Origin of the sequence: Salinibacterium sp. NK8237 (assembly GCF_015864955.1) — a bacterium.
Classification (GTDB): domain Bacteria; phylum Actinomycetota; class Actinomycetes; order Actinomycetales; family Microbacteriaceae; genus Rhodoglobus.
The window spans coordinates 403,356-420,623 of the sequence record NZ_JADYWE010000001.1 but is presented as its reverse complement, the minus strand read 5'-3'; the positions used below and the strand labels follow the sequence as shown (position 1 = coordinate 420,623).

Sequence of the window (17,268 nt, the reverse complement as noted above, 5' to 3'; positions counted from 1 at the left end):
GCGCCGAAAAGTCGTGTACCCCGTTGTGGGGCAGCGAGGGTGTCTCTGGTCCGAAGTCGATCGATCGAGCCCTAGAGGCAGACGATTAGTTCTACCCTTAAATGGGGCGTCAATACGTCTCATAAACAACCTCGGACGTGCACTTTTCTGAATTCACCTGAACTCATTGTTGATGCCGCTTGAGCCGCAACCTGTGAGGTCTGCACCCCCGAAGCGGGGTACAAAAACTGGCGCAAAATACGACAGCCGAAGTGCCGACACCACGTTCTAGATGCCGAGCGGATCTAGACCACCTGAGTCGTAATACGGAGAAATGCCCGTATTGCGGTGGGTAAATCCATCGGGCAATAATCAAGCAACTCACCGCTGAGGGACATCCTCAGCGTGGCGGATGATCACCTTTCACAATCACAATGTCGGGGGCATCCGTGTTCATATTCATTCTGCAACTTCGCCACATGATCGAGGGCCACCCCGAGATCTATATGTTCGCAATCTACTCATCGCTTATTTGGGCGCTCTGGATACTCAAAGTCGTGCTGTCGTCACGCTACCGCCCGTACACGGGCACATTCACTGGAACGACGAGTGTGGTGGTGCCAGTGCTCGATGAGCCAGAGGACCTCTTTCGGGATGTGCTCGCTCGCATGGTTGAACAGCAACCATCCGAGATCATCGTGGTCATCAACGGAGCACCCAACCCTACGCTGGAACGCATCAGCGATGAGTTCGCTCCGCTGGTTCGTTGGATTCATACGCCGATCCCCGGCAAGCGCAACGCCGTGATGATCGGTACCGAGCTGTCGACGGGCGACATCACCGTGCTTGTCGATTCCGACACCGTGTGGACCGACAACACGCTCTCCGAGCTGGTGCGGCCGTTCGCCGACACTAAGGTTGGCGGCGTTACGACCCGACAGCGCATCCTCGAACCAGAGCGAAGCTGGATTACCCGCTGGGCTGACTGGCTGGAAAACTCGCGGGCTCTATACTCAATGCCCGCTCAAAGCGTGCTCGGACAGGTCGGTTGCTTGCCAGGTCGAACCATCGCGTTCCGTCGGTCGATCATGACGCGCGTTATGGACCGGTTTATGAATGAACGCTTCATGGGCGTGTTCCTCGAGGTGAGCGACGATCGCACTCTCACCAATCTTGCGCTCCAAGAGGGTCACCGTACGGTCTACCAACACACCTCGTTGGTGTACACCGATGCCCCGCTTGAGATCAAGAAGCTGTACAAGCAGCAGCTGCGCTGGGCTCGGGGGAGCCAGTACAACACGCTCCGTATGTTGCCGTGGATGCTTGGTCATGCCCCAGTGCTGGCTGTGTTCTTCCTCATGGACATCATCCTTCCCTTCCTCTTGGCCGGAGTGATCGCGGGATGGATCTATCGTGCATTTAGCGGACAGGGGTACAACTTCTACGAGGGCTTTCTTTCGGAGTATGGCGTGCAAAGTGGCGTGCTCTTAGTGCTTGCGCTCATGGTTGTGTCGTCTGTATTGAGCATGGCAATCCGCCAGATTCGGCATCTCTCCGAGAAGCCGATGGACTTCTTCCGACTCCCGGCGTTCATCATCGTGTCGACAGCATTCCTCATGCCTATTCGGCTTATCGGATTCTTCAGGATGGGTCACGCCAGCGGTTGGGGCACCCGAGCAGGTGCGTATGCCGGCGGCAACTCCAACGATCTTCTCGTAGGGCAACTCGATGACGATAGCGAAGCGATAGCCGAGCTGGACTTCGAGCCGAGTAACGGTTTGGGTTCCGTCGCTGTGCTCGAAGCACCTCCGCGGCGGGCAACGCGAGTCGCGGCCAAAGCACCCCAGCGCCGTCGGCTAAATCCCAAGGCTGCATGGCCCTATGTCATCGGTTTTTCCATCTTTGCAGTAGAGGCGGTTTCCATTGTTTTCTTCTCGTAGTTCCCAAGTTCGAAGCGGCGCCGCAGCCTGGTGGGCCGTTAGCAGTGCCAGAACGCGCTGGACAAGTATCGGGACTGCAGCCCTCGTGCTCACACTTGGCGCGACAAGCGCCTTCGTCTGGATTTCTCCGAGCAGCACCGTGAACCAAGCGTTGACTACCGCTGCCAAAACTGTCCTGAAAACAGACACTCTGGCCGAAGAGCGAGCCGCCTGGGAATCTGAAAAGAGCGATCTGCTCTCTGAGATTGACGTGCTTGAATCTTCGATCGAGGTCGCAAAGGACAACCTGAAAGAAACGAACGCGAAGTCGGCGGCTCTTCAACAAGAGTTGTGGTCGATCGAAGGCACCCTGAAGGCGCTTCAGGCCGGTGGCGCCAAGGACTCGGTGGCATCAACCCCCCCGGTGTCGAGCACGCCGTCCAGCCCTTCTACGCCTGCGTCTGGCGGAACAGTTATCACTGCTCCATCGAAGGCAGAGATCATTAATCCTGCGTCTACATACCTAGGGCTCTATACGGAGCAGGCGCCGTTCAACTGGGCAACCTATGACTCCGCGTCGACCAAGCTGGGCAGTAACCCGAACGTTGTCGGCTACTTTGGTGGCTGGGATGAGGACTTCCGCGCGAATGCAGTCACACGCTCGTGGGAGAAAGAGACGCTCCCGATCCTCACGTGGGAATCGCGACCGATTGGCTCCGCCAACGACCAAATTGACGAACCTGATTACACTCTGCCGGCGATCATCGGAGACCCGGAGGCTGGAGTCCCCGGCACCTTCGACGACTACTTGCACCAATACGCAAAGGACATTGTCGATACAGGATTGCCATTGGGCATTCGTCTCGACCATGAGATGAATGGTGTCTGGTATCCCTGGGCAGAAACCGACGGACAGGGAAACTCAATCAACTCCAACCGTGTTGGTGATTTCGTCACAATGTGGCAGCACGTTCATGACATCTTCGCTGAGGAGGGAGCGAACGATCTCGTGGTCTGGATCTGGGCACCCAACATCATTAACAACCTTCCCGCGACACATCAGTCATCGGACTTCCTGGACGGGCTCTACCCCGGCGACGATTATGTGGACTGGGTGGGGCTGTCTGGTTACCTCCGCCCGCCGTACATTGCGGAGAATGACTTCACCTTCAGCTACACCTTCGATTCGAGCCTCGCCGAGTTGCGCCGCATCACAAACAAGCCAATCTTCCTTACGGAGATCGGAGCGTCAGAGACAGGCGGTCACAAAGCTGAGTGGGTGTCCTCACTGTTCGAATCACTCGCCAAACCGGAGAACGACGACATCATCGGGATTTCCTGGTTCAACCTCGCCGTCACAACCTACGTAGAAGGAGAGCGCGCGACCAATGACTGGCGCATCGATTCCCGCGCCGACTCGCTAGCCGCTTTCATCGAGGGCTTGGCCCGACCTGACAGTGATTTCGACCTAACCGCACGCTGAACCGATGAATAAGGAGCACGACATGAACAGCACAGAAGAATTTGCAGCACAGAACAACATCGGTCAGTTCGGAGACGCTGAGCGTCCCCGACTGAGCGTCGTCGGCACCGGCTATCTCGGTGCCACCCACGCAGCGGCCATGGCAGAGATGGGTTTCGATGTCATTGGTGTCGACACTGATCCCGCCAAGGTGAAACAGCTCAGTGAAGGAAAGGTTCCGTTCTTTGAGCCTGGACTGCCTGACCTCATTCGGACACACGTGGCGAGTGGTCGGTTGCGTTTCACGACTGACCTTGCCGAGGCCACCGCGAACTCCGACATCCACTTCATTTGTGTCGGTACGCCCCAACAGCGTGGAAGCAACGCAGCAAACCTCGACTACGTAGAAGAAGCCACGCGCCAAGTGGCCCGTTATTTGACCCACGACGGTCTGATCGTAGGCAAATCCACTGTGCCAGTAGGTACGGGAGCTCGACTGCGCTCGATAATCGCCGATTCAGCGCCAGCCGAAGTGGATGTCGAGTTGGTGTGGAACCCCGAGTTTCTGAGGGAAGGCAAGGCAGTCGAGGATACTCTGCGGCCCGACCGCATCGTACTCGGCGGCGTATCTGCTCGCTCTGAAGCCGCGTTACGTGCGGTCTACGCCATTCCTATCGAAACGGGAACCCCGGTAATCGTGTGCGATCTGCCTACAGCAGAACTCGTCAAAGTAAGCGCGAATGCCTTCCTCGCTACGAAGATTTCGTTCATCAACGCGATTGCGGAGGTATGCGATGCTTCGGGCGCAGATGTGGCGGTACTCGCTGACGCGCTTGGCCACGATGTACGGATCGGACGCCAGTTTCTCAATGCGGGTCTCGGCTTCGGAGGCGGATGCCTTCCCAAAGACATCCGAGCGCTCATTCACCGCTCGAGTGAGCTCGGCGCCACGAAGACGGCCGCACTCCTCCAGCAAGTCGATGAGATTAATATGTCACAGCGCTTGCAAGTAATCGGTCTTGCGATCGATGCGTGCGGCGGCTCTGTCCTCAATCGTAGGATTGGCATTCTTGGCGCAGCGTTCAAGCCGCTCACCGATGATGTCCGGGATTCGCCGGCGCTGAACGTGGCAGCCGCGCTCCATCTCCGGGGCGCACAAGTCGTCGTGTACGACCCTGAAGCATCTGAGACGGCACAGCGGATGTTTCCGACGCTCACGTACGTCGACTCCGTGGAAGAAGCTGCGTCCGGGTCGGACGCACTACTGGTGCTGACGGAGTGGGATGAGTTCAAGGCCAGCGACCCCATCGCGTTGGGCAAAATCGTTGGTAGTCGTGTGATGATCGACGCGCGCAACTGCTTGGATGCCGCAACTTGGCGTGCTGCCGGCTGGTCGTTCAGCGGCCTGGGGGCATCATCATCGCGTGCACCAGTAATCGACGGCACTGGACTTGACCTGACGCGTCGCACTCCGCAACTCGTCGCGACTTACTGATCCAGTTCAGTTAACAAAGTCAGGGCCGTATCCGAAAGGATGCGGCCCTGACTTTATGCTGTGTTAGCGCTTAGACGCCGAAGTACAGTTCGTACTCGTACGGGTGCGGGCGCTGTGCGAACGGAAGCAGTTCGTTCGTACGCTTGTAGTCGATCCAGGTCTCGATGAGGTCCTTGGTGAAGACGTTGCCTTCCATGAGGAACTCGTGGTCAGCTTCGAGAGCAACAAGTGCTTCCTCGAGCGAGGCGGGAACCTGAGGAATCAGGCGTGCTTCCTCGGGAGGCAACTCGTACAGGTCCTTGTCAACGGGCTCGTGCGGCTCAGTCTTGTTCTTGATGCCGTCGAGGCCAGCCATGAGCTGAGCAGCAAACGCGAGGTAAGGGTTGCCCGATGCGTCTGGTGCGCGGAACTCGATGCGCTTTGCCTTGGGGTTCGTTCCGGTGATCGGGATACGAATGGAAGCCGAACGGTTTCCAGCCGAGTACACGAGGTTCACGGGAGCTTCGAATCCGGGGATCAAGCGGCGGTACGAGTTGACCGTCGGGTTGGTGAATGCGAGCACAGCAGGTGCGTGCTTGAGCAGTCCACCGATGTACCAGCGAGCAGTGTCGCTGAGTCCGCCGTAGCCCTTTTCGTCGTAGAACAACGGGGTTCCGTCGTTCCACAGCGACTGGTGCGTGTGCATTCCCGAACCGTTGTCACCGAAGAGCGGCTTCGGCATGAACGTTGCCGTCTTGCCCCACTCGTTGGCGGTGTTCTTGACGATGTACTTGAACTTGAGGATGTCATCGCCGGCGTGAACGAGAGTGTCGAACTTGTAGTTGATCTCGCCCTGGCCTGCGGTGCCGACCTCGTGGTGGCTGCGCTCAACGTCGAGTCCAACATCGATGAGCTTCATGACGATGTCGTCACGGATGTCAGCGTGCTGGTCAACGGGGGAGACGGGGAAGTACCCGCCCTTGAAGGGCGTCTTGTTGGCGAGGTTTCCGCCGGCTTCCGTGCGTCCGCTGTTCCACGCACCTTCGCTGGAGTCAACTTCGTAGAAGCTCTTGTTGGCTGAGACTTCGTAGCGAACGTCGTCGAAGATGTAGAACTCTGCTTCGGAGGCGAAGAACGCGGTGTCGGCGATGCCGGTCGACGTGAGGTACTTTTCGGCCTTCTTGGCAACCTGGCGCGGGTCGCGAGCGTAGATCTCACCGTTGCGGGGGTTGTAGATGTCGAAGATGATGACGAGTGTGCGCTCGACGCGGAAGGGATCGACATAGGCGGTGCTGACGTCAGGAATCAACTGGAGGTCGGACTCGTGGATCGACTGGAAACCGCGGATCGATGAACCATCGAAGAGCTGGCCTACGGCGAAGAAGTCTTCGTCAACTGAGGCGGCGGGGATGTTGAAGTGCTGCTGGATACCGGGAAGATCGGTAAACCGGATGTCGACGAACTTCACGTCTGTGTCCTTGATAAAATCAAGAACCTCAGACGAATTGGAAAACTTCGGATGAGACATTGAGTGGAACTCCAAGGGGTTCATTTGATGATCGGCTGTCGTTACAACCATCTCTTAGGGTACAGAAGATGGATTTCACAATCATCTCCGAATTGTTTCCGGCATGTTACAGCGCTGTGATTAGTTAGGCTGAACCAGTGAATCAGCAACAAGTAACTCCCGAAGACTGGCCAGGTAAGCGGATAGGACTCCCGGCAGAAGGCCCACGCTCTATTGGGCGATTTGGGCGCAGGCTTGTTGCCCTCGCGATTGACTGGGGATTTGCCGTTGTCGTTTCGATCGTGTTCTTCAACTACGACGCTTTCGCCACTCTCGGTGTATTCGTGGTTTCACAGATAGTTGTTCTCATCACCACTAATGGCAGCATCGGCCATCTCCTCACCGGGATGAGGGTCGTTCCTGTCGCGGGGGGATACCTCGGCATCTGGCGGCCCATCGTCCGCACTCTCTTGATGGCGCTCGTCATCCCCGCTGTTATTTGGGACGTCGATCAGCGAGGTATGCACGATCGCATCGCAGGAACACTGCTCGTTCGGCGCTAACGCACGGGTTAACCGCAACGGAGCCGACGAGCCAAGTGGCTCATCGGCTCCGGAAGTTCCAACGATTGTTGCGGATGCTTAGGCGCGCTGCGAGCGTTGTGCGCGCGCCTTCATCGGGTCAACTCCCTTGGGGATCGGGAGCCCGTTCTTGTCGAGCGACGTCAGGCGGTTGGAGATTGCGAGGATCTCGGGCTTACGAAGAACGTTCTTCAGGCGACCAAGCGTCGGCGCGAGTTTGTGCAACGCGACGGAGTCGGCGTCGGGGCCGACATAAATGAAGTGCACGGGAACGTTGGGCAGAAAGCGGTTCATCTTGCGACGTTCGTCTTCCAGCATCTTTTGCGTGCGGCTGCGAGGACCCTCACCGATGAGAGCGATTCCGCCCTTGCCGATTGCGCGGTAGACAGCATCCTGCGTCTTAGGGCTAATTGCGACGGGCATTTCGCTCGCGGTCCAGCCGCGACGGAGCGAGCTTTTGAGCACTGCTCCGACAGCACCGGGCTGACCGGCAATCTGCGAGTAGGCGGCACGCTCGGCGCGGCGCCCCAACACAATGAGAAAGGCGAGAAGCCCGGCCATAACTCCGGCGACGATATAGAGAACGAAGCCGAAAACGTTGTCTGCGGAAAGCAGGAAAGCGAGGGCTAGCCCGATGAGAATGGGCAATAGGAATGCTAAGAGGAAGAACCAAATTGCGAGGTTGTCATAGCGCCTCGTCATTTGGAAGACCTGATACATCTGTTTGATGCGACCGGGTTCTTTTTGAGCCTTCGGAGTCTTTTCTCTGCGTGCCATGCATCTAGGATACGGCCTTCAGCGCGTCTGTGAATTCCGCGAACCAAAGAGTTTTTTCTTGGCGGTCACCCACACCAGCTTTTAAGGTCTCGTCCTCTATGAATTCCCACACGGTGGTCTCTCCACATGCGTCTGCAGTCGGGGCAATCAGGCGCAGGTTACCGGCAACGATGAAGCTGTGAATGATGACTCCATTGCTGGCTACCGCACCGTACGTACGCTTTCAGATGACCCAGCCTCACGGCTTCTTTTGGCATGTCCGCTCAGCTCACATGAACCGGATCACGTTGTCAGCGCGCGTGCTGTCAAACTCTTTTCGCCGGGCACCGCAATCCAACGGATTCTCACCGAAGCGGAGTGTCTGTCGCTAGCTCAAGGTGCCCACGTCGTTCAACTAGACGATATGGCGGCAGCCCCCGATGGCGCACCGGTGCTCGTCGTGCAGTGGGAGACCGTGAGCACTTTGAGGCGCCTCATGCGAGAGCGAGAAGAATTGCGTCCGGGAGAGGCAATCACGATTCTTGTGCCCCTCGCCGCGGCAGTGACCCGTGCTCACCGCGCTGGGGTTGCAATAGGAAGTATGACTATGGATGCTGTGCATTTTGACAGCGCTGGTCGGCCATTCTTCGCTGACTTTGGTGCGGCACGATGGCATGGGAGCGTACCTACGCCCGCCGAAATGAGCCAATCATCTTTGTTTTCAGAGGATCGAAAACAGTTTGCAGTTATCGCCAGCGGCGTTCTTGCCGCGGTCCCGCTAGACCACGACTCTCGGGCGGCGACGGTGGATCTCCTCGACTGGCTCGCCAATGACGCTCATCATGCACAGAGTGAGTGGCACCGGGAGTGTGAACGGCGCCTGTTCGCGTTAGGAGCGCCAGAACCGGTGCGCCTCGGACCTTCTGGGCAAAGTCTGGCAACCGAACCCGCGCGGCTTGTACGCAGTGCAACCTCGCGTGGGAGCGACGCTCTTTCGCCGCCGCGGACAGAGCTAGATTCCGTATTAGCGCTTCCCGGCTGGGTTCAGGTCAGGGTCGGCGAGGCTATCGGTACTCTTCGCAACAATGCTCTTAGAGGCCTAGTGATACTTCGCGGCTGGCGACGGCCGGTGCGTAAACGAACCTGGGCGGTCGGTGCAGTTGGCGTGCTGTGTGTGATCCTCGCAATTGGGATTGCCTCATGGGACACCGGGCACGAACCTCCTGCTCTTGCGGTGTCTTCTGTCGAGGATGTATCGGAGCGCGGCGCGCAGGAACCAGGAGAGGTCGCTACGGGGGAGGACGCCGAGAGTCTTACTCTCGAAATCGAATCTGAGCCATCAGAGGGTGACCTGCCTCAGGATCCAGTAGCGGCTCTTACGGTGTTGCTGTCAACGCGAAATGCGTGTGTGCGGGACTTGTCCGTGGAGTGTCTAGAGGCGGTGAGTAGCACCGATTCGCCGGCGTTCGCGGCTGACGCGTCGCACATCGAGAGTGTGGTGGGCGGCGGTGAGCTCGCTCCCGGTCTGCTGTTAGACGCAGCGGTTGCCGTCGAGGTGCAACGTCTGGGGGACAGCGTGTTGTTTGAGTTCGACTTGGGAGATGAAAGCAAACCGGCCTCGCTTCTTCTGGTGAAGGGCGAGGCCGGTTGGCGAATCAGAAGCTACACGCTTCCCGAGTGAACTTTTCGTGCTTAGATTCCGAGCTTGTCAGCGAAGTCTCCGCCTTCGAGGCGGTTCTTCACATCAACGAGGAATCCAGCAGCATCCGCTCCGTCAACGATGCGGTGATCGTAGCTGAGCGCGAGGTAAACCATCGAACGGATGCCGATGGAATCACCGTTGGCGTCACTGATCACAACAGGCTTCTTGGTGACGATTCCGGTTCCCAAGATTGCCGACTGCGGCAAGAACACAATGGGAGTGTCGAAGAGCGCGCCACGTGAACCAGTGTTGGTTAGCGTGAATGTTCCTCCGGAGAGCTCGTCAGGAGTCAACTTGTTGTCGCGGGTGCGCTGAGCAAGATCTGCGATCTCGCCAGCAAGACCTGCGAGGTCAAGTGATGCAGCGTCTCGGATAACGGGCGTAAGCAATCCGCGCTCGGTATCCACGGCAATGCTCATGTTCTCCTGCGCAGGGTAAACAATGGCGTTGTCTTCGATCGTCGCGTTGACGATCGGGTGAACGGTCAATGCCTCTGCGGCAGCGAGGGCGAAGAACGGCAGGAACGACAGCTTCGTGCCGGTCTTAGCCAAGAACTCGTCCTTGACAGAGTTGCGGTAATTAGCAACGGCCGTTACGTCGACTTCAACGACGGACGTCAGCTGAGCAGACGACTGCATCGAAAGCACGGCGCGCTCGGCAATAACCTTGCGCAGTCGCGACATCGGAACAGTGGTTCCGCGCAGTGGCGAGACTTCCCGTGCTGCAGGCTTAGCGGCTTCAGCAGCAGGCTCAGCTTCGGTTGTTGCTTCGCTTGCAGCAAGAACGTCTTGTTTGCGGATGCGTCCGCCAACTCCGGTGCCGATGAGTGTGCTTACATCGACGCCACGCTCATTCGCGAGCTTGCGCACGAGGGGAGTGAGGTATCCGGCTTGCGAGTCGTCGCTGTCGGAGGAAGCAGAGGCTTCTTCCGCAGCAGGAGCCTCTTGCTCCGCAGGAGCCTCTTGCTCCGCAGGAGCCTCTTGCGCCGCGGGCTCTTCGGCCACAGCCTGAGCCGCGGGAGCAGCTTCGGCTGCAGGTGCAGCTTCAGCGACTGGAGCGGCCTCAGCAGCAGGTGCCTCAACCGGCGCGGCGGGAGTTTCAGCGGCCGGAGCTTCCGGCTCGACAGCAGAAGCTTCTTCCGCAGCAGGTGCTTCAGTCGCAGCGGCGGCAGGCGCCTCGACGGCGGGCGCAGATTCAGCCGCGGGGGCTTCAGCCGGCGCAGCAGGCTCCTCAGTAGGAGCTTCTGCGGCAGCGGGAGCCGCTTCCGCTGGTGCTTCCTCGGCAGCGGGAGCAGCGTCTGCGCCACCTGATCCGTCGCCGATTTTCACCAGTGCGGTGCCAACTTCAACTGTTTCGTCTTCGGCGACCAAGATCTCTTCGATGACTCCGGCGACGGGAGAGGGAATCTCCGTGTCGACCTTGTCAGTGGAGACCTCGAGCAGGGGCTCGTCAACCTCTACACGCTCGCCGACTTGCTTCAGCCAGCGGGTCACCGTGCCCTCGGTGACACTCTCTCCGAGTGCCGGAAGGTTAACGGATTCGCTCATCAGTACTGCTCCTTTGTGATGCTTGTCATCAATAGCTTAGTTCCGTGGTTAGGCGGAGCCTAGACCGCGTGCAGCGGCTTGCCGGCCAGAGCGAGGAATGCCTCGCCCAGTGCCTCGTTTTGGGTGGGGTGTGCGTGAAGCAACGGGGTGATGTCTTCTGGGTGTGCTTCCCAGTTGACGATCAGTTGAGCTTCACCGATCAGTTCGCCAACGCGAGCTCCGATCATGTGAACTCCAATGACCGGACCGTCGACGACGCGAACAACCTTGATGGAACCAGCGGTGCCGATAATGGCACTCTTGCCGTTTCCACTCAGGTTGTAGTCGTAGGCCTTGACGTTCTCAGCACCGTGAGCTTCGATCGCCTTAGCTTCGGTGAGGCCGATGGATGCTACCTCGGGGTCGCTGTAGGTGACCTTCGGAATGTGGAGGTCGTCAATCACGATGGGCTTGAGGCCAGCGATTTCTTCGACAACGAAGATTCCTTGCTGGAACCCACGGTGAGCGAGTTGAAGGCCAGGAACAATGTCTCCGACGGCGTAGACGCCAGGAACGTTGGTTGCGAGGCGGTCGTTGGTGAGAACGAAGCCACGATCCATCTCGACGCCGACTTCTTCGAAGCCGAGTCCTGCTGTTGACGGGCCACGGCCGACTGCGACGAGCAGGAGCTCGGCTTCGACCGTTTCGCCGTTTTCCAGAGTAACGACGACGCCGTCGTCGTTCTGCTCGACGCTCTTGAAACGAACTCCGGTGTGGAAGTTGATGCCACGACGGCGGAATGCTCGTTCGAACTGCTTGCTGACCGACTCGTCTTCCATGGGAACGAGGTGGGGGAGACCTTCGATAATGGTGACGTCGGCTCCCCAGCTCTTCCAGACGCTCGAGAATTCAACGCCGATGACGCCGCCACCGAGCACTGCGACCTTCTTCGGAACGAAGTCGAGTTCAAGTGCCTGTTCGGAGGTGATTACGCGGCCACCGATTTCGAGTCCCGGCAGCGAGCGAGAGTATGAACCAGTCGCCAAAATGACGTTCTTGCCGACTACGGTGTCTTCGCCAACCTGAATAGTGTTGGGCGCGACTAGCTTGCCTTCGCCCTCAATGACGGTAATACCGCGCATCTTGATAAGGCCCTGCAGACCCTTGTATTTGCTCGCGACGATGTCCTGGCGGTACTTAGTCACCGCAGAGATATCGATGCCGTCGAGCGTGGCGGTGACGCCATACTTCGCTGCTTCGCGCGTCACGTCAGCGACCTCTGCGGAGTGCAGAAGCGCCTTTGTGGGAATGCAACCCACGTGCAGACAGGTGCCGCCGAGCTTGTTCTTCTCGATCAGGCCAACGGTCATCCCAAGTTCAGCGGCGCGCAACGCGGCTGCGTAGCCACCGCTTCCTCCACCAAGAACGACAAGGTCAAAATTGTGCTCAGCCAATCCAGCAGCTCCTCTGTAAGGAAATTATTCGTCGGAACGCACGATGTGTACTCAGTGCGACCGGATGGTGCGGAAACATCCCGCGTTTAAAAAACCATACTACGGACGAGAAAATTCCTCGGCCAGTTCAATGAGTGTTCGAACACCGATTCCTGTGGCTCCCTTGCCGACGTAGCCCCATCCTCCGCCGCGGTTGTCTGATGGGCCAGCGATATCGATGTGAGCCCATGGGATCGTTTCAGTGCTTTCTGGGCGTTTTCCCACAAAATCTTTCAGGAATGCGGCCGCAATGAGCATGCCCCCGGCAGTATTGCCCGGCTTAATGTTGGCGATGTCTGCGATATCAGAGGCGAGCAGCGGCCGGAGCTCAGGGCTGATCGGCATCGCCCAGAAAGGCTCTCCAACACGGTCTGCAACCGCCACTACCTGGTTGACGAAGTCTCTGTCGCCCATTGCGCCCGCGTAACGGTTGCCCAGAGCCACAACGGCGGCACCGGTAAGGGTCGCAATGTCCACTATGGCATCGGGGTTCTCTTCGCTGGCAGCGACTAGGCCGTCCGCCATGACGAGTCGTCCCTCGGCATCCGTATTGAGGACTTCAACGGTCTTGCCGCCGCGGATCGTCAATACGTCATTCGGGCGAATTGCGCTGCCAGACGGCATGTTCTCTGCGAGGCAGAGCCACGCGGTCAACCGCACGTTCGTGCCGAGCTTGGCACATGCTTCAACAACCGCCATTACGGTGGCCGCTCCGCTCATGTCGAACTTCATACCGATCATGCCGAGACCCGGCTTGAGCGACAGTCCACCCGAATCGAAGGTGATTCCTTTACCGACCAGAGCAAGATGCTTGGCGGCATCAGCGGGCGTGTAGCTGATCTTGACGAGGCGAGGACCGCGAGTGGAGCCTTGGCCGACGCCGAGGATGCCGCCGAAGCCGCCCTCTTCGAGTTCCTTCTCCGCGTACACCTCGACCTCAACGTTGTCGAGCGATGCGAGTTCGGTCGCGCGGTCGGCGAAGGTAGCGGGGTAGAGCTCCTTTGGCGCCTCATTGACCATGTCACGCGTGACGTGGGTGGCGTAGGCGATCACCTTTGCTCGCTCGATGAGTGCCGCATCCTCAATTGGGCTGAGAACGGTGATGTCACTAGCGAGCTTCTTGCTGGCTTCGGGAGCGGTAGAACGGTAAGCGTCGTACGAGTAGGCGCCAATAGCTGCGCCTTCGAGAACCGCGAGCGTTTCATCACTCGACTTGGCTCCAAGGGAAAGAGTGATGTGCGGCGCACCGCGCAGTTGGCGAGCGGCGGAACCGGCGGCATAACGCAACGTTTCGACGGTCGGGGTGGCATCTCCTAGACCGATGAACGCAACTGCTGGAGCAGTGATTCCAGTCGCGGGAATGCGGTGAAGCTCGTCAGCAGCACCTGTCGCGCCAATAAGATTCAGTGCTTGCTCGAATGATGTAAGTTGCGACGACGTGTCCACGAGCTTCGGCCCGGTGTCGGTTTTCACCACCCCGATAACGAGAACATCGGATTCAACTTCGGAGGCGGGCGCGGTGGACAAGTGCAACGTAGCAACGGTCATGTCCTCATGATAACCAGCATCCGCCGTCGTGTTCGCTAGGAGCTTGACGTTGTGGAGCCGAAACAGGGGGATGCCTCGACAGGCGCGATTAGAGTGGGGGCATGCGAGATCCAGCCGGTTTATATGACATCGCCACCGATGTTGCTGGGGTACCGCGCGGTCTCCCTCTTGTAGCGGGACTCACGGGATTTGCGGATGCTGGTGGTGCCGTCAGTCAAGTAAGCCAATACCTCCTCGATACTCTTGAGCGCACCGTCGTCGCATCCTTCGACAATGACGCTCTTCTGGATTACCGAGCACGTCGTCCTATGATCTATTTCGATCAGGATCACTTGAGCGACTACCGACCCGCAAAGCTTGCGCTCTATCTGGCCAAAGACGAGTTGGGGCAACCTTTCTTGCTTCTCACGGGGTACGAACCTGATTTCCAATGGGAACGCTTCTCGGCGGCAGTCTTGAGGCTCATCTCGAAGCTCGAGGTCAAGTCGACAACGTGGCTCAGCTCCATCCCGATGCCGGTGCCGCACACTCGCAGCATCGGAGTGACCGTGAGCGGAAATCGATCGGAACTCATCGACTCGCTCTCCGTCTGGAAGCCACACACCCAGGTGCCTGCCAACGCAATGCACGTGATCGAGTACCGTTTGCAGGAGCTCGAGCATCCTGTTGCGGGTTTCGTCCTCCTGATTCCGCATTACCTCGCTGATACCGAATGGCCTACTGCTGCTGTCACCGCACTCGAGAGTGTGAGCGCCGCAACCGGGCTTATCTTCCCCACTGACCGTCTTCGCGAAGAAGGTCGGGAATTCGTGGCGAAGATCGATGGGCAAGTTGAGAGCAATCAAGAACTAGCTCGCCTCGTAGGAACGCTGGAAGAGCGTCACGACAACTACATGGAGGAAAACCCCATGCGGTCGCCGTTGACCGACGAAGCCGGCGAATTGCCCTCGGCAGACGAAATTGCCGCGGAGTTGCAGAAGTTCCTCGCTATCAAGAGAGCTGGCGACGCCGACGGCACGTCTGATCTTCCTTTGTAGTAACCGCGGTTGTGTGGAAGCCTCGCGTCCCGAAGTGCGGCTTACCGCGCTGACGATGCGCGTTCGCCCTCATGGTGCGAAGCATGAGAAAAGCGTGGCATAATAGGAGTAAGACCCGGTCTTGTTTCTAGATCTGTTTTGCCATGCGGTGAGACAGACAGAGACTTGACATGGGTCTTAGTACTGCCCGAAAACCTCAGAAAGGTGTTCAGATGGCGACCCGAACGAAGGCTGCAGAGTCCGCACCCGCAGCAAAGAAGGCTCCTGCTAAAGCAGCTGCCAAGGCTGGCACGAGCAGTAAAGCTGCCGCTGCAGTCGAAGAAGTAGCGACCGACGCTGAAGGCGCCGCGAGCACAACTACCAAGGCAACGGCTAAGAAGGCTACGACGACGAAGTCGACTGCCGCTGCGTCGGCTGCCAAGAAGCCGGCCGCAAAAAAGCCAGCGACTAGGACCAAGAAGGCGGCTGCGGCAGCAGCCGCCGAGATTGTTGAAGCAGACGGCGAAGAGTCGAAAGCCGAAGACGAGCAGGAAGAAAAGTCAACGAGCAAAGACGAAGCATTGCCTACAGGCGCGCTCGTGCTCTCGCTCGTCGACGATGAAGACGAAGTTCCTGTCTACTCAGCGGCCATCACGGGCGCTACGGCTGACCCGGTCAAGGACTACCTGAAGCAAATCGGTAAGGTCGCGCTGCTCAACGCTGCTCAAGAAGTTGAGCTCGCCATGCGTATCGAAGCCGGTCTGTTTGCTGAAGACAAGCTCTCCCAGATGGCCCCCGGCGAAGTGCGTTCGACCCTCGGTCGCGAGCTCCAGTGGGTAGCAAAAGACGGTCAGCGCGCCAAGAGCCACTTGCTCGGCGCTAACCTCCGCCTTGTTGTATCGCTTGCAAAGCGTTACACCGGTCGCGGCATGCAATTTCTCGACCTCATTCAAGAGGGCAACCTGGGCCTGATCCGTGCAGTCGAGAAATTCGACTACACCAAGGGCTTCAAGTTCTCTACCTACGCAACGTGGTGGATCCGTCAGGCTATCACCCGCGCAATGGCCGACCAGGCTCGCACGATTCGTATCCCTGTGCACATGGTCGAGGTCATTAACAAGCTCGCTCGTGTTCAGCGCCAGATGCTTCAGGACCTCGGTCGCGAACCTACTCCTGAAGAGCTGTCACGCGAACTCGACATGACGCCTGAAAAGGTCGTCGAAGTTCAGAAGTATGGCCGCGAACCCATTTCGCTTCACACGCCGCTTGGTGAAGATGGTGACAGCGAATTCGGTGACCTCATCGAAGACACTGAAGCAGTAGTACCAGCGGATGCTGTGGGCTTCACGATGCTGCAGAAGCAGCTTGAGAGCCTCCTCGATTCCCTCTCGGAGCGCGAAGCCGGAGTTATCCGCATGCGCTTCGGTCTCGGTGACGGAATGCCGAAAACTCTCGACCAGATCGGTGACACGTTCGGGGTAACTCGCGAACGCATCCGTCAGATCGAGTCCAAGACGATGGCTAAATTGCGCCACCCGTCACGCTCGCAGTCACTACGCGACTACCTCGAATAGGCCAACAATGGGTGCTGAAGCGAACACGGGAAAGAGTCTCACCGTCGAGGTTGATGGAGCCGTCTATGAACGGCTTCCCATCAAGACTCGGTTGGTGGTTCGTGAAGACGACATCGTTCAGGTCGTGTCGGAGTACGCAGCGGATGTCGTGCAGGATGGCGATCTTCTCTTTGTGACCGAAAAGATTGTAGGAATCACTCAGGGGCGGGCATACCCGATCTCTGAGGTGGAGCCGCGCAAGCTTGCCACGTTCCTTTCGAAGTACGTCACGAAGACGTCGCACGGCATCGGTTTGGGCATGCCCGAAACGATGGAGATGGCGTTGCGGGAGTGCGGTACGCCGCGCATCCTGTTCGCTGCTGCTGTCGCAGCGGTGACGAAGCTTGTGGGGCGCCGTGGCGACTTCTATCGCATTGCCGGGCCCAAGGCTCGTGCGATCGATGGTCCGACGAAGAACACGATTCCGCCGTATAACTCGCACGTCGTGCTCGGCCCGGCCCGTCCAGACGGCGTGGCTCAGGATATCAAGACCGCACTCGGCCACGACATTGAGGTTCTCGTTGTCGACATTAACGACTTCGGCGGCAACATTCTGGGGTCGACGTCAAACAAGGCCACCAGCGAGCTCGCGCTGAAAGTATTGAAAGACAACCCTCTGGGGCAAGATCACCAAAGTACACCGCTTGGCGTCATCCGTCGGGCTTAGCAACGCTTCGGCACCAGCCAGCCAC

At 58.4% G+C, this 17,268-nt stretch carries 13 protein-coding genes; 8 read left to right on the top strand and 5 right to left on the bottom strand.

Annotated features, from left to right (window positions below):
• The first annotated feature begins 428 nt into the window (after positions 1–428).
• From I6E56_RS02065 to I6E56_RS02055, 3 genes are all read left to right on the top strand, one after another.
• On the top strand, positions 429–1,919 hold the full coding sequence (locus I6E56_RS02065) for a glycosyltransferase family 2 protein (RefSeq protein ID WP_197135684.1): 1,491 nt from the start codon (positions 429–431) through the stop codon (positions 1,917–1,919).
• An 85-nt stretch (positions 1,920–2,004) separates the two neighbouring features.
• On the top strand, positions 2,005–3,381 hold the full coding sequence (locus I6E56_RS02060) for a glycosyl hydrolase (RefSeq protein ID WP_307842727.1): 1,377 nt from the start codon (positions 2,005–2,007) through the stop codon (positions 3,379–3,381).
• A 22-nt stretch (positions 3,382–3,403) separates the two neighbouring features.
• Positions 3,404–4,855 (top strand): UDP-glucose/GDP-mannose dehydrogenase family protein, encoded by a 1,452-nt coding sequence (locus I6E56_RS02055; RefSeq protein WP_197135682.1) that lies wholly within the window; start codon positions 3,404–3,406, stop codon positions 4,853–4,855.
• 70 nt (positions 4,856–4,925) lie between these two features.
• Here the strand turns inward: I6E56_RS02055 and glnA are convergent, their stop codons facing one another.
• A complete protein-coding gene (glnA, locus tag I6E56_RS02050) occupies positions 4,926–6,362 on the bottom strand; it encodes a type I glutamate--ammonia ligase (protein ID WP_197135681.1) in 1,437 nt (478 codons plus the stop codon).
• Positions 6,363–6,499: 137 nt separating this feature from the next.
• Here glnA and I6E56_RS02045 point away from each other — a divergent pair, with 137 nt between their 5' ends.
• Entirely contained in the window at positions 6,500–6,904 is a 405-nt protein-coding gene (locus tag I6E56_RS02045; RefSeq protein ID WP_197135679.1) for an RDD family protein, read from the top strand.
• A gap of 78 nt (positions 6,905–6,982) precedes the next feature.
• Here the strand turns inward: I6E56_RS02045 and I6E56_RS02040 are convergent, their stop codons facing one another.
• Complete coding sequence (locus tag I6E56_RS02040; protein WP_197135677.1) at positions 6,983–7,699, bottom strand: DUF4191 domain-containing protein; 717 nt, start codon at positions 7,697–7,699, stop codon at positions 6,983–6,985.
• A gap of 1,108 nt (positions 7,700–8,807) precedes the next feature.
• Here I6E56_RS02040 and I6E56_RS02035 point away from each other — a divergent pair.
• Positions 8,808–9,359 (top strand): hypothetical protein, encoded by a 552-nt coding sequence (locus I6E56_RS02035; RefSeq protein ID WP_197135676.1) that lies wholly within the window; start codon positions 8,808–8,810, stop codon positions 9,357–9,359.
• 11 nt (positions 9,360–9,370) lie between these two features.
• Here I6E56_RS02035 and sucB read toward each other — a convergent pair whose 3' ends face one another.
• From sucB to I6E56_RS02020, 3 genes are all read right to left on the bottom strand, one after another.
• On the bottom strand, positions 9,371–10,927 hold the full coding sequence (gene sucB / locus I6E56_RS02030) for a 2-oxoglutarate dehydrogenase, E2 component, dihydrolipoamide succinyltransferase (RefSeq protein WP_197135674.1): 1,557 nt from the start codon (positions 10,925–10,927) through the stop codon (positions 9,371–9,373).
• Positions 10,928–10,986: 59 nt separating this feature from the next.
• Positions 10,987–12,360 (bottom strand): dihydrolipoyl dehydrogenase, encoded by a 1,374-nt coding sequence (gene lpdA / locus I6E56_RS02025; protein WP_197135673.1) that lies wholly within the window; start codon positions 12,358–12,360, stop codon positions 10,987–10,989.
• A 99-nt stretch (positions 12,361–12,459) separates the two neighbouring features.
• On the bottom strand, positions 12,460–13,947 hold the full coding sequence (locus I6E56_RS02020; protein WP_197135672.1) for a leucyl aminopeptidase: 1,488 nt from the start codon (positions 13,945–13,947) through the stop codon (positions 12,460–12,462).
• Between the two features lie 101 nt (positions 13,948–14,048).
• Between I6E56_RS02020 and I6E56_RS02015 the strand changes: the two genes are divergently transcribed.
• The 3 genes from I6E56_RS02015 to I6E56_RS02005 all read left to right on the top strand — a co-directional run bounded on the left by I6E56_RS02015 (position 14,049) and on the right by I6E56_RS02005 (position 17,243).
• On the top strand, positions 14,049–14,984 hold the full coding sequence (locus tag I6E56_RS02015) for a proteasome assembly chaperone family protein (RefSeq protein WP_197135671.1): 936 nt from the start codon (positions 14,049–14,051) through the stop codon (positions 14,982–14,984).
• Between the two features lie 212 nt (positions 14,985–15,196).
• Positions 15,197–16,537, top strand: a complete 1,341-nt coding sequence (locus I6E56_RS02010; protein WP_197135670.1) for an RNA polymerase sigma factor — start codon at positions 15,197–15,199, stop codon at positions 16,535–16,537.
• Between the two features lie 7 nt (positions 16,538–16,544).
• Entirely contained in the window at positions 16,545–17,243 is a 699-nt protein-coding gene (locus tag I6E56_RS02005) for a coenzyme F420-0:L-glutamate ligase (protein WP_197135669.1), read from the top strand.
• Positions 17,244–17,268 lie beyond the last annotated feature (25 nt).